12 protein-coding genes are annotated in these 13284 nt (G+C 38.9%); 3 read left to right on the plus strand and 9 right to left on the minus strand.

Annotated elements, in window-relative coordinates:
* The first annotated feature begins 4 nt into the window (after positions 1-4).
* The gene (locus tag B3O12_RS11120; RefSeq protein WP_189628584.1) at positions 5-1711 is read left to right on the plus strand and encodes a capsule assembly Wzi family protein; all 1707 of its coding nucleotides are present in this window, start codon (positions 5-7) and stop codon (positions 1709-1711) included.
* Here B3O12_RS11120 and B3O12_RS11125 read toward each other — a convergent pair.
* The 7 genes from B3O12_RS11125 to B3O12_RS11155 all read right to left on the minus strand — a co-directional run bounded on the left by B3O12_RS11125 (position 1691) and on the right by B3O12_RS11155 (position 9435).
* A complete protein-coding gene (locus B3O12_RS11125) occupies positions 1691-2755 on the minus strand; it encodes an NAD-dependent epimerase/dehydratase family protein (protein ID WP_189628585.1) in 1065 nt (354 codons plus the stop codon). The two genes, B3O12_RS11120 and B3O12_RS11125, sit on opposite strands and share 21 nt — an antisense overlap.
* Positions 2756-3532 (minus strand): WecB/TagA/CpsF family glycosyltransferase, encoded by a 777-nt coding sequence (locus B3O12_RS11130; protein WP_286756336.1) that lies wholly within the window; start codon positions 3530-3532, stop codon positions 2756-2758.
* Between the two features lie 13 nt (positions 3533-3545).
* Positions 3546-4709 (minus strand): glycosyltransferase family 4 protein, encoded by a 1164-nt coding sequence (locus tag B3O12_RS11135; RefSeq protein ID WP_286756337.1) that lies wholly within the window; start codon positions 4707-4709, stop codon positions 3546-3548.
* A gap of 26 nt (positions 4710-4735) precedes the next feature.
* On the minus strand, positions 4736-5875 hold the full coding sequence (locus B3O12_RS11140; protein ID WP_286756338.1) for a glycosyltransferase family 4 protein: 1140 nt from the start codon (positions 5873-5875) through the stop codon (positions 4736-4738).
* Positions 5872-7020 carry an O-antigen ligase family protein gene (locus tag B3O12_RS11145; RefSeq protein ID WP_286756339.1) on the minus strand — a complete coding sequence of 383 codons (1149 nt, stop codon included), beginning with the start codon at positions 7018-7020 and terminating at the stop codon, positions 5872-5874. Before B3O12_RS11145 ends, B3O12_RS11140 begins: the two co-directional genes overlap by 4 nt.
* 316 nt (positions 7021-7336) lie before the next feature.
* Positions 7337-8482: a glycosyltransferase family 4 protein gene (locus B3O12_RS11150; RefSeq protein WP_286756340.1), complete on the minus strand. Its 1146-nt coding sequence runs from the start codon at positions 8480-8482 to the stop codon at positions 7337-7339.
* A 29-nt stretch (positions 8483-8511) separates the two neighbouring features.
* Positions 8512-9435, minus strand: a complete 924-nt coding sequence (locus tag B3O12_RS11155; RefSeq protein ID WP_286756341.1) for a glycosyltransferase family 2 protein — start codon at positions 9433-9435, stop codon at positions 8512-8514.
* Positions 9436-9502: 67 nt separating this feature from the next.
* On the opposite strand from B3O12_RS11155, the gene B3O12_RS11160 reads away from it, so the two are divergent.
* Entirely contained in the window at positions 9503-10390 is an 888-nt protein-coding gene (locus B3O12_RS11160) for a class I SAM-dependent methyltransferase (protein WP_286756342.1), read from the plus strand.
* A gap of 6 nt (positions 10391-10396) precedes the next feature.
* Here the strand turns inward: B3O12_RS11160 and B3O12_RS11165 are convergent, their stop codons facing one another.
* Positions 10397-11416, minus strand: a complete 1020-nt coding sequence (locus B3O12_RS11165) for an NAD-dependent epimerase/dehydratase family protein (RefSeq protein ID WP_286756343.1) — start codon at positions 11414-11416, stop codon at positions 10397-10399.
* Between the two features lie 183 nt (positions 11417-11599).
* On the opposite strand from B3O12_RS11165, the gene B3O12_RS11170 reads away from it, so the two are divergent.
* Positions 11600-12388 carry a class I SAM-dependent methyltransferase gene (locus B3O12_RS11170; RefSeq protein WP_286756344.1) on the plus strand — a complete coding sequence of 263 codons (789 nt, stop codon included), beginning with the start codon at positions 11600-11602 and terminating at the stop codon, positions 12386-12388.
* Here the strand turns inward: B3O12_RS11170 and B3O12_RS11175 are convergent.
* Positions 12375-13284 (minus strand): oligosaccharide flippase family protein (locus tag B3O12_RS11175; protein WP_286756345.1); only part of this gene is annotated, 910 nt, incomplete at its 5' end. The two genes, B3O12_RS11170 and B3O12_RS11175, sit on opposite strands and share 14 nt — an antisense overlap.

The raw sequence follows: 13284 nt of genomic DNA on the forward strand, positions 1-13284 counted from the left end.
ATTGATGAGAAAAAACATTTTCCTGATCCTTGTTGCTATCCACACTATTGCTTTTGTGAAAGCACAAACAATCCCCGTTGGCTCTCCTGTGATAGAATCCTACCTCAGGAGACAACAGCTCTTAGGCAAATTTGACTCATCATTTTCATTTAATTATAGGCCTATTAACCTTTCAAAAAATGGCTTGAGTATTGACACAGCGGTCTTTAATAAATACGACTACTTTAAAAAACTGCCGAACAGTAAGGGAGACACTCAAATAACTCTTCTACCTGCCAGTCTAAATCTGGCCTTCGACAGCGACCATCCTGATAGTAGAAATGATGGCGCAATGATCCGGTCCAGAGGTATACAAACATTAGTTTCTGGGGGAATTTATACTGAGGTTGGTCCACTGTCGATACAAATCAAACCTGAACTTGTCATTGCAGAAAATAGAAATTATCAGGGGTTCCCTTTATGGCCAAGGCATTACGAAAGTACCTGGCAAATCAGATATATATGGTTTAATAGTATAGATCAGCCAGAGCGATATGGCACAAATACATACACAAAACTAACCCCAGGCCAGTCAAGTATACGTCTTAATAAATGGGGGTTATCCCTTGGCATATCAACTGAAAATTTGTGGTGGGGACCTGCAATAAGAAACAGTATTATGATGAGTAATAATGCGGAAGGGTTTCCTCATTTCACTTTTAATACACAAAAGCCAATTAAGACTCAAATTGGCTCGTTTGAATGGCAATTTATAACAGGAAAGTTAGTTGGCTCTGGCTATAAGCCTCCTGCTCACGATGTTGTAATTAGAGGAAGAATTCTTTACAGCCCTAAGCCCGATGATTGGAGATATTTTCAAGCCCTTTCCCTTTCTTATGCTCCTAAATGGATAAAAGGTCTTTCATTGGGAATGACACGATGGGTGCAACAATATAATGAGAATGCAAAGTCAACTGGAAGTTACTTTCCTGTTTTCCAGAACCTTTTTCGTAAAAATGATAGAGAGGAATTTGGTTTCAATCTGGCACAGGATCAAGCTTTTGGCATCTTTGGAAGATGGATTTGGTTTGATTCTAATGCAGAGTTTTATTTTGAACTTGCCAAGAATGATGCGCCAATAAATTTTAGAGATTTATTGGTAGATACAGATCACTCAAGAGCGCTGACTGTTGGAGTAAGTAAGTTGTTTCCAACCATAAAAGAAAACGAGTTTTGGCAGTTTAATTTTGAGTGGACACAAACATCTCAAACTGAGAGTAGACTATTAAGAAACTCTTTGAGTTGGTATATCCATGGAAGGGTAAGACATGGCTATACGAACAATGGAGAAGTATTAGGGTCTGCCTTAGGCCCTGGGGGAAATGCTCAGTACTTAGAGGTTTCCAAGGTTAAGGGTTTCGATAGAGTTGGGGGGGCAATAGAGCGCTTTGTACACAACAATGACTTCAACGTATTTGCTTTTTCAGACAATTTTAGTTCAGCCACAATCAAAGATTTTACCAGATATTGGGTGGATTACAGTGTACATGCTTTTTATGAAAAGAGGTTTGACAGGTTCTTTCTAAACGCATCTCTGTTCTACACTTACTCTCTAAATTATCAATGGGAAGTGCTTTTTGATCCAAATGATCCACATGCATTTCCCGATACACCAGGAGTAGATAGGAATAACTGGAATCTAGATATTAAACTATCGTACTCGCTGTTTTAAGCGCTCTTGCCAAGAATCATAAATTTCTTGAAAGGTAGTTTTTAAGTCCTTGGTTATACTCCAGGCAGGGTAGTGCGATTTCATTTTAGATAAATCTGAGATGTAACAAATGTGGTCTCCTGACCTGTTTTGACTGCTATACACATAGTTCATAGCCTTACCAGAAATGGATTCAATAAGGGCGAAGGCCTCTAAAATAGAAACTGAGTTTTCTCTACCTCCTCCTAGATTATACACCTCCCCTTTTTTAGGGTTTTCCAAAAAGCACTCAATGAAGGTGGACACATCATGAGAATGAATATTGTCTCTTACCTGCTTTCCTTTATATCCAAAAATCGTGTATTGCTTACCAATGATATTGCACTTGATTAAATAGCTAAGGAAGCCATGAAGTTCCACTCCACTATGATTGGGGCCTGTTAAACAACCTCCACGTAGGCAACATGTAGGCATATCAAAGTATCTACCATACTCCTGAACCATTACATCAGCCGCCACTTTAGAAGCCCCAAAAATGCTGTGCTTTGATTGATCTATAGTAAAGTTCTCTTTAATGCCATTGAAGTATTCCTTATCTCCATAGTCCCAACGAGTCTCATGCTCAACCAAACTGAGATTATTGGGAGCATCGCCATACACTTTGTTAGTAGACATGTGTACAAACGGAATCTGAGTAGAGTATTTTCTGGTAGCCTCCAAAAGATTCATGGTGCCAACAGCATTAACATCAAAATCATCATAGGGCCGCGAAGCGGCCAAATCGTGACTTGGTTGGGCGGCCGTATGAACAATAGCATCAGGTCTTTGATCACCTATAAATTGTTCCAGATCTCCCCTATTTCTTATATCGATGTTAAAATGCTGATAATTCTTATACTTTGTTACCAACCTTTTCGCATTCCATTGTGTATCGCCTCCTTCACCAAAGAAATCTGCACGCATGTTATTGTCAATACCAACAACTTTCCAGCCTCTATGGGCAAAATGAGACACTACCTCACTACCTATTAAACCAGCCGAACCGGTGACTAATAATTTTTTCATTTAATTGAGTCGATATGGTTCTCGATAAAACAGCTTAAATTTTAAGTAGGTAAAAATAAATTGGCTGTTGGTTATGAAATATCTTTTTGCCAACCTTTTAGGTTCCATAAGCAAACGGAAAAACCATTCCAGACCATTTTTTTGCATCCAAGATGGCGCTTGCTTTAATGTACCAGCATGAAAATCGAATGCTGCCCCCACTGCCATCATAGCTGCGTTGACCTTTCCTTTGTGATTGGCAACCCAGAACTCCTGTCTTGGACAGCCTCTTCCAACCAAGACAATGTGTGCTCTACTATCATTGATTTTCTTAATATCTTCCTCATCCTCTTCATCCGTTGCCTCTCTAAAACGGTCTTGGTGTACTCCACAAATCACTACGGATGGAAATCTTCTTTCAATGAAGCGTTGAAATTTACCCAAAGTGTCCCCTGTACTCCCAAAAAGATAAACCTTAAGCCCTTTTTCATTGGCTTTTTCAAGAACTCGCAATGTCAATTCGGGTCCGTATACCCTATCCTTCATCCCCAACTTATAGAAGCTATTGAGTGCCCAACGAACCGGCTGGCCATCGGGAACAATCAGGTCAATCTTGTTAATGATTCTTTTTAGACTTTGGTTTTTTACACTTTCCATCAAACCATGCACAGCCAAAGCCGATACACCAAAGCTAGTTCTCTTTTCAGCCCAATATATTATAATGTCTGATGCTGAATCATAGTCAACATTGGCATACTCAGGCACAAAAAGCTTATGTTTTGTATAATGCTCTAACATTTACAGTGTCCAATTATCTGGTTAAACCCTTAGCTGTCTGCTCAAGAATCTTTCTGGTCTCTTTTGCCCATGAACTCCATTTGAGCTGAGATTCAAACTTCTTTCTGGCATTAATCGAAAAGCTCCTATACAACCTCTCATCACCAATAAGCCTTTCGATTGTATCTACATAGTCACTAGTATCTGCGTTATGAGGGAGTAAAAAACCAGTTTTTCCATCTTCAACTATTGAGGAAACACCTCCTGTGTTTGTAGAAACAACGGGTAAACCAAAAGCAGCTGCCTCACAAAAAACTATACCATAGGTCTCTGCTCTTGTGGGCATAAAGTAAATATCCGCTTCTTCATACAACTGCCTCATCTTCTTTACATCTTCTTCAATATTTTTATTCAAAAATGGGATAACTTTCATATTGGGATGTTCATGGGGGGGGACACAACCACAAACGGTTAATGAAACTTTGTACCCTTTGTCCAACAAAGATTTAAAAGTCTTATATACAATTGTTCCTCCTTTTCTATTCCAGTCTACCCCTATGAATAACAAATTGATTTGGTCTTTTAATGATCTGGAATTCAAAGACAGATCATTATCCATGTCCATATTGGCTCCCAATTGTGTTACAAACACAGAATTTGCACCATAAAAATCCACGGCATATTGAGCCGCCCATTCCGAAGAAAAAACCTGAGAGGTTGAATTATCAATTGCCAACTGCTCAATTCTATTGCCCAGTTTTTTTACTAGTGGAGAAATTCCTTTTTCATCATGATAGTAGCTCCATAGCTGACCAAAAGTGGTATCTGAAAAATAGCAGATAGGAATGCTCGTTTTCAAGTAGGCAATCTCCAATGAAGCCACCGGAGCAAAAAGAACATCAACATTTAAATGTTCTAATTTCCGTTCAAAAAACCTTGAGTATGCTTTGCTTCTAGCCGGTAAATGAATGCTTTTTGTTTTAGTACCATATCGAAAAAGATGATAAACTTTGAACAGAAGAATACTCAGGTTCATTTTGACAGTGTCTATAAGGTTTAGTCTGATTGGACCCAGAGCATTCACTTTCTCAAACTGTTCGTTTAGCGCCTGGTACATTCTATAATAAATGCCGGACCAACTTCTTTTATCTTCTGGATCAAGTGCTGTGATAAACCCAATACGTAAGTTACTTTTCAAGCTATTCTGATTTGACATCTATTTCTCTACTTCTGAGTCAATGCACTTTTTACCACTGTGTGAAATGTTTCGGCAAATCTATCTTTTGAAAAGGCCATAGCCCTTTTGCTACCCTTTTTTATCCAAGACTCCCGTGATTCTTCTTTTTTTAATTGAAGCATACATTCAACGAGTGAGTCTACATCATCCATATCGAAAATCAAAGCAGAAGAATTTGCTACTTCCATTAGTGCACCTTGATTTGAAATTATAACCGGTATTTCTGACCTCATTGCTTCAATTACCGGAATTCCAAAGCCCTCCTCCCTGGAGGGAAATACATAGGCAAATGCATTTTTATATAAAGTACCCAATTGATGATCTGGCACAAACCCAGGAATCAGTACTCTATGACCAATTCCCAACTCATGTATTACATTCAAAATCTTGGAATAGTCATCATGAAAAATTCCGACACCCCTACCTCCAGCCAAGACCAAATAGAAGTCTTTAAAGTATTCGTGCTTTATTAATTGACTGAATGCACGAACTAATACATCAATGTTCTTTCTGCTTTCAAAAATACCAACATGAAGAAAGTATTTTGCTTCTTCAGGTAGATCTGAAATATCGGATTTTTCACCTGACTGAGGCAGCTCTTTAGGCGCCTGATAAACTACCTGGAGTTGATGTTCATCCGTGATAATCCTTTTTACCTTATCTCCAATATAGTTTGTTGTGACTACTATCTGTGTATCACCATCGAGTCCTGCTTTTACAGATTTCAAAAAATAGGCTCTCCACAGTGGGTTATAGTTACCCTTCAATTCCCAATAAAATGTATCATGAAAAACGGTAATGCTTCGGGCTCCAAACTTCATGTATGGCAAGAGATAATCTATAGTCACTACCAGATCGACTCTTTTGAATAGGATTAGAGTAGGCAATACAACTTGCTTCCAAAGAAAGTATAAAACATGGTTCAGGATTTTCTTCAGTGGGTTAACCTTTCCGCGAAGAAAGGTTGTCCCATTGAGCTTCCTCCAATTAGGATAAATAATGTATTCGACCTCCGACTGGTCCAATTCCTCTAAACCAGATAACAACTGAACTGTATAGGTTCTAATTCCTGTTAGTGCCTGGATTAAGTGAAAAGAATCTATAAGTACCCTGGGCCTATTCTTCATCTGCTCATCTCAAGACGTCCGGATGCGATGTCACCTTCTTTCATAACTGGTCTTCTAAATTTTTGATACAAGGTCTCCGCATGACCTATCAGCCACCATGAGATCAGGGAAACATAGATATAAGCTTCTGCATTTGCCGTGAAGAGTGGCAATAGCATACCAAACTTAACAGAAGCCGCTACAAATGGGATAACCCCATCCCTTCTTGAAGGAGAGAGCCTAAAGGCTCTCCACGAATTTCTAATACCATAATACAGCATTCCGATATAGAGAAGCATACCAATGACTCCCATTTGTACACCATATATCAGGTATTGGTTTTCACCTCCAACTATCAGGTCCTTTTCAACCCCTCCTGCATTTCCACTCATAGCCAAACCAATACCCATAGGATTTGAGATAATGCTGTTTACTGCATTCAGCCAATCTACTATATGCGTGAGACTTGATGAGTTCTGGAATGTTAAAGTATCTATCACAAAATATAGAATATCATTGGCAGCAAAGAATACTATGTAGACACCAATGACGACTGATATGCTCAAAGCAACACCTATTAGCTTATAATATCTCAGCATCAGAGCCATAAACCCTAGCAAGAGAAAAAAGGAAGCAAATGATGCTCTTGAGTAGGCAAATAATAGACAAATAAATGCGCAAAACAGGAAGCCCAAGTATTTGAACTTATTCGACCTATATGGCACCGAGACCAGATATATTACACCAATAGATGCTACAACTAACATAGAAGCAGCCAGCTCTAATGGATGTGCAAAGAAGGCACCATACCTAGGCCGCCCTCCTTCAGCTTCAAAAGTCCAAGCTAAGCCGTAACTACCTTGTGGCTCCTCTCCGGTGAAAAAGGTATTGTACTTAGCATATCCAGCAATGGTATGAAAATGAGTGCCAATAACTTTTTCAAAAGTCACTAAAACGCATGCCAGAATAGTAGTAATGAATATGACCTTAACAACCTTATTCCACTCACTGAAACTGATATTGACATTACGCCCAAAACAGTAAAAAATACCGATTAGGAATATATTCTTAAGGTAAATAGCACGATTGGTTACTGTTGCCTCACCCAGGCCCAGAGCGAAAAAGAGTATTGCCAGCCCAATAAACGCCAGAAAAATTTTGTCCAAGCCCGAAATGTCCCATGTCTTATCCAGAAGTCTCTTTTGGCCAAAAATCCAAAGTCCAAAAGCACTAAAAATGATAACCTCCTTAGAATATTGAATCAGCTTAATCATCAAAGGCGATCCAAAAGCATCAAAATTACTGGTTAAGAAAAGAGCATAAACCGGAAAGAAAGTAACGGCATACAAAAAGACACTTTGTAGATTCCCCCTTATTACCTGATGTATCGTATAGCCAAAAAAAGCTATATAAAGTATAAGAAGTATGGCGGCAACTAAAATCATCAGATCGACTCAGGCTAGAACCAAATTTATCAATAAATCAATGACTGAGCACTGAGCTATAGATATTAAGTAGGTTCGAATATCCTTTATCCTTTGAATACTTTTCGAAATAAGACTTAAGAGCATTTTTCCCAAAAGATTCAACCAAATCTTCGTCTTTATCCAGTCGTTCTACGGCCTTGAGGAAATCCTGGGTATGGTCGTATTTCAAACCATTAACTTCATGCTCAATCATGGAAGACATGGCTCCTGTATTTCTGGCGACTACTGGCTTCTGATGAGAAAATGCTTCAAGTATTACCATAGGCATTCCCTCGTAATACTTAGAAGGGAACAATACTGCTTTACACTTTCTCATGTGTTCTAATACTACATCCCTCTCCTGCTCACCCAAATAATCCACATTCCGGAATTCTTTAAATATTGCAGGGTCCTCAGCCTTACCTATGAGTATGAACCGAGAGGTTTTGTTATGCTTAAATAGCTGCAGCAAATCCTGAAGACCTTTCGAATCATTGAGTCTTCCAACAAAAAGAAAGAATGAGCCATGCTCGATATTCGTTCCTGCCTGAGTTAAAAAGTTAGGTTTAACTACAGCTTTTGCCTCTGGTAGGCCTCCCGATACTAGCTTCTGTTTCTGGAACTCGGTAAGGCAAATGTATTTGTCAATTAAATTGTCCCAGGTACCCTTATTTCTATGATGCTGAATAACATGTGCCTGAGCAGCAGTTGCCAGGTATGAACCCCGATAGCACTTGTACTGAATAGAATGATAAAGACTCCTATTGATGCACAGCTCACAGACCTCACCTTTCTGGAATAGCAGACTGTTGGTGCATATCATTTTATAATTGTGCAGGGTTTGAACCACAGGGATTTTCCGTGACCTACATACCTCATAAACAACGGGGGTTATTATTGGGAATGTATTATGCACATGGCAGACATCAGGTTTTTCAGTATCGAGTAGTTGCCCAAATTCATCAGCAATCTTTGTTGAAGCGTTCAGAGAAAGTAACATTCTAATCCTCTCAAGTTTCGAAAAGCTATCTAAATCAGAGTTGTCCTTAATGAATTGGACTACTTCATGGCCATTTTCCTCCATGACTAATTTCTCTTCTTTCAGTACGGCTTCTTCACCTGTTTTTCCCTGGTAGATATTATGAACCTGAACTATTTTCATTGATTTCTAAAAGTGCTTCATTCAGATATTTAGCGAGTCATACCATGTTGGACACCCCTCAATGCAAACCTTAGCTTTTTAAACCTTCCTCTTATCACAAAATACCCGAGCCTCAATACTATTTTGCCCGTGAGGTTTAGCCAGGCCCCGATTAAACTGACTCCCCTTGCATACCTTCTAACCATGTACAGGTGGTTTCTGATGACCATGTAATGAGCAAATGGAGAAACATTGCCCTCATTGTGCCCCTTTCTGTTTTCTTCAGACATTCCAACTTCGTGATAAACTATGGAAGAACCATCATAGACAAGCTTATATCCCAGCTTTCTGATCTTAAACGACCAGTCACTATCTTCATAATAGATAAAGAATTTCTGGTCTAACAGCCCAACTTGTTTGATAATCTCTGACCGGGTCAGGAAACAGCAACCCGTGATCCAATCGACTTCATTAGACTCGTCATATTGTCCTCGATCCTTCTCATTAAAGCCTCTAGTTTTAGAGGTAAAAAAGAAACTGTTAAAGACACCTCCCGCATTCCAAATCACATCTCTTTCCTTATTGTAAAGAATTTTAGGTTGAACAGCACCTATATCCGGGTCAGAAACAAGTCTTTTCACCAACAAACCAGCCAAATCTGGTGTGACAATAGTGTCGTTATTCAGAAGCATCACAAGCTCAAAATCATTTTCGAGAGCAAACTGAATTCCAGTATTGTTACCTCCGGTGAATCCTAAGTTTTCAGTATTTCTCAAAAGTGTAATCTCTGGAAAACTGGACATTAGTCGATTAGCAGAGTCATCCTCGGAACCATTATCAACTACCACTACCGTAAACTTGGGATAATCCAGAGACCGAAGAGATTCCAAACAGCTGGCAGTAACCTCATAACTATTCCAGTTAACTATCACTATGGCCAATGATGGGAAATAAGATGGGTCTGGGAGACTCATTTCTATAATTTTAGCTTCGTATTTATGAAAATCAATACTTTTGAGGTCTTCCTGAGAAGGGTCAAAGATGAAAAAAAATAGCGATTATTTAGAGTACCCAGATATTGATAAATATGCCAGATCAGAGAATCTGTCCAGAGAGGTTTTAGTTAAGGGCTTTGAAGTAGAGGAACACTACCATCAATTGCTGAAGAATGAGAGCAACCCTGAAAAAAGAAGCCTCTTATATGATGAATTTTATTCGAAGCTTATACCCATCTATGCTCGGGATAATAGTAAACTCTCTGGCAAAAACCCAAAGGAGAAGTATGTCAAACTATTTAAGCCAGAATTAAAGAATAAGTCAATTGTTGATTTTGGTTGTGGACAGGGTTTTATGCTACAGAGCATTGATGAGAGCCTTCCTGTAAAGCAACTTGTCGGTATAGATGTGTATATACCAACAGAGCTTAAAAAGCATTCGAAAATTGATTTTGTAGAAGCGAATATCGTCAACTATCAACCTGACAAACACTTCGATGTGGCTCTTTCTGACAATGTAATTGAGCATTTGGTATATGATGATGCCAAGACACACCTCGAAAACATCTATGGGAGCCTGAACAATGGAGGAAAATTAATCATTATTATGCCCAACCGACTCTTTGGTCCCTGGGATGTGACCCGAATCAAAGATTTCTCTCAATCAGGAAAAACTCCGGCACAAGGAGGCCATGTCAATGAATCTACCCACTCTGAGATGGTTAGACTATTACAAGAAATAGGCTTCACCAGGTTCTCAACCATTATCCCCATCCCGAAACTTAAATATTATTTATTCAGAAGAATAAGAGTCAGTTATAAGTGGATTACGCTTATTGAAAGCTCTCCGTTAATCATGAAACTGATTAAAGCCATCAAGTTCAAAGGGGAGTGTATACTCAAGTTTCCTGTTCTGCTGATAGCTGATAAATAGGAACTTTTAGGAAGCGGAAAAGGCCTTATTAGGTTTTTTCCAAAAATCGTAGATCCCACTATCCAGTTCATACTCCTTCCATACAAACCGCTCCCTATTGGGTTGCAACTTTGCCCAGTTCCACATTTCAGCCAACCCTTCTCTTAAATCGGTTTTGTCTTTAAACCCCAGAATTTGAACAGATTTCTGCCAACTCGGATGCGCATTTTTTACTTCATGCCGCTTCTGTAAGAATTGCACCTCACCACCTCCCATTACGTCAATTAAAATTTCAGCAGCCTCTTTGATGGTATATTCTATGGCAGAACCAAGGTTAATAATTTGTTGTGACGCTCTTTCGTTTACAGCCGCATTCCACAATGGTTCCACAAAATCATTGATACTGCTAAATGCTCTTCTTTGACTACCGTCTCCAAAAATTGTAAGAGGTTGATCGTTTAAACGTTGGTACATCCAGATTCCCAACACATTGCGATAGACGTCCCAGATATTCTGTTTGACTCCATAAACGTTATGCGGTCTAATAATGCACCAATCCAGACCATGTTGCTCACCCGCTACCTGAATGTCCATCTCACAAGCATATTTAGCAATACCATAAGGATCAATCGGTGCTGGTTGGTGTGATTCCTCAAAAGGTGGTTTCCCATTACCATAAACGGCCATTGAACTAGTAAAAACTAACCTTTTTACGCTATGTCGTATACACTCATTAATAATATTGGCTGTAGCCAGTAGGTTATTCTGATAGTTGTACTTTCGAATAAATGGTGAAAGCCCTTCAGCAGCGTAAGCAGCCAGGTGGAAAACGTATTCAGGTTTATGCTTTTCGAAAACCTGTTTTACCTCGGTAGACGAGCAGTCAAGTTCATAAAAGGTTACCTTATCAGATATATTCGATCGGTATCCGCCACTCAGGTTATCAATCCCTACTATCTCATATTCGGGTTTATTTTCAACTAGCCAGTCTGCCAATCGGCTTCCAATCAGACCTGCCACACCAGTGACCACAACACTCTTTTTCATTTAGATACTTTATCAAAGTATGGTATTAAACCAGAGAAAAGATTTGTCTTACTCTTTTCTACAAAACTTTCATGAAAATCTTAGTCAAAATCCGCAATAGCAAGCTAATCCAATTAAATTTGATTTTGGTGGTAGCCCCACACTAGTTTATGTTTTTATAAATCACTGAGTAATTTCCGTTTCATGCGTTTTGATATACCTAACACCAGTGGTTCTGACCTAGAGAAGTACTTCAATTCTAATGATAAAAGATTGATTCATAAATGGAGTCACTATTTCGATATCTATGAACGCCATTTTAGTCGGTTCAGAAACAAACCTATTGTGATCTTAGAAATTGGGGTTTTTCAGGGGGGCAGCCTCCAAATGTGGAAAGACTATTTTGGAAGTCAGGTAGAAATCCATGGAGTAGATATTAACCCCAACTGCAAGTCCTTAGAAGAAGAAAACATTCACATTCATATTGGCTCTCAGACAGATCGTGCTTTTCTTCAAAAGCTAAAAGCTCAAATTCCAATGATAGATATTTTAATTGACGATGGCGGACATACAATGAAACAACAACGCATTACTTTTGAAGAAATGTATACCCACGTGAAAGAGGAAGGGGTATATGTCTGCGAAGACTTGCACACTTCCTATTGGCTTGAATATGGAGGAGGGGTAAGAAGGCGAAAAACCTTCATTGAGTTCAGTAAAAGGCTTATAGACCAACTGAATGCTTATCATAGCAGACAAGCAGGGTTTAAGCCTGACTCTTTTACACGAACTACTGACTCAATGCACTTTTATGATAGTGTACTTGTTATTGAAAAACGCCAACGTCCCAAACCGATGGATCTAAAAAGTGGGGTAGAAAGTTACAGTCACAATTACCATAGCAACAAAGGTTCAGTACTCAAGCATAAGATCCTTACTCTAATAAACAAGATCCTTCGTTTTTTTAGGTTACCTGGTTTTATTTGGAAGTAAAATTGGATCTAACCTCTACCTTGCCAATTAAGTAGTGGTGTATCCAATAATTGAAAACTTCTGACACCATTAAAGCCAATGCCATACCCAAGCTACCATAAAAATAAGCTCCTGCCGTACTCAACAGGAGCATAACTAAAGCCGTAATCCAAATAGCCTGGGCCAATATTTGTTTTCTATCCGTTACAAGAATTTTAATCATATTAGGTACGTTTAGCATGCCCATAAATGGCAAAAATGACAAAAGCCGAGTGAGTTTAATAGCTAATGTAACTCTGTTACCCGTAAGAAACTCAATGATCCATGGTGCCGAAACTGATACAATCACCCCAACTGCAAGTGTAATTAACATTCCGTTGAAACAACTACGTTTTACATATGACCTATATGCTCCCCTATCTGCTTCATATAGACGGGTTGCTTTCTGTAAAATAGATTGAGTAATAAAAACAGGGATCATGCGCAGCAATACTGAAATTCTTTGAGCAACCGCGTAATAACCAAGCTCCGTATTTGTAACAAAATTGCTAAGCAAAATAAAACCTCCATTTACCAGCACATAAGAAGCAATCGTGGAGGAAAAAAACTGAAAATTATCCAAGAGCCTAGAAAAAATGTTGGACAGCTCAATCCATTGAAAACGAATGGACTCGTATCGGTAAATGAAAACAAGCAGAACCAGATTAACAGCTACTCCAGATGATCCCAAAATAAAATTAACCCATTTAGCATCATCTGGACCTTGAACCACTAATACAACCAGAATTAAATACAGGATTTTAGCAATAGCATTACTCTTAGAAATCCACGACAGTCGGTCAAAACCTTGTAATATGAATATTGGATAAACAGCATCATTGAGCAACAACACCGCAGAAAACAGAAGTATGGTGGAG

Origin of the sequence: Roseivirga sp. UBA838, assembly GCF_002296035.1 — a bacterium.
Lineage (GTDB): Bacteria > Bacteroidota > Bacteroidia > Cytophagales > Cyclobacteriaceae > Roseivirga > Roseivirga thermotolerans.

Coding starts and splice junctions, on each gene's coding strand:
- B3O12_RS11120 (WP_189628584.1), top strand. CDS start 5: ATGAGAAAAAACATTTTCCTGATCCTTGTTGCTATCCACACTATTGCT.
- B3O12_RS11125 (WP_189628585.1), bottom strand. CDS start 2,755: ATGAAAAAATTATTAGTCACCGGTTCGGCTGGTTTAATAGGTAGTGAG.
- B3O12_RS11130 (WP_286756336.1), bottom strand. CDS start 3,532: ATGTTAGAGCATTATACAAAACATAAGCTTTTTGTGCCTGAGTATGCC.
- B3O12_RS11140 (WP_286756338.1), bottom strand. CDS start 5,875: ATGAAGAATAGGCCCAGGGTACTTATAGATTCTTTTCACTTAATCCAG.
- B3O12_RS11150 (WP_286756340.1), bottom strand. CDS start 8,482: ATGAAAATAGTTCAGGTTCATAATATCTACCAGGGAAAAACAGGTGAA.
- B3O12_RS11155 (WP_286756341.1), bottom strand. CDS start 9,435: ATGAGTCTCCCAGACCCATCTTATTTCCCATCATTGGCCATAGTGATA.
- B3O12_RS11160 (WP_286756342.1), top strand. CDS start 9,503: ATGAAAAAAAATAGCGATTATTTAGAGTACCCAGATATTGATAAATAT.
- B3O12_RS11165 (WP_286756343.1), bottom strand. CDS start 11,416: ATGAAAAAGAGTGTTGTGGTCACTGGTGTGGCAGGTCTGATTGGAAGC.
- B3O12_RS11170 (WP_286756344.1), top strand. CDS start 11,600: ATGCGTTTTGATATACCTAACACCAGTGGTTCTGACCTAGAGAAGTAC.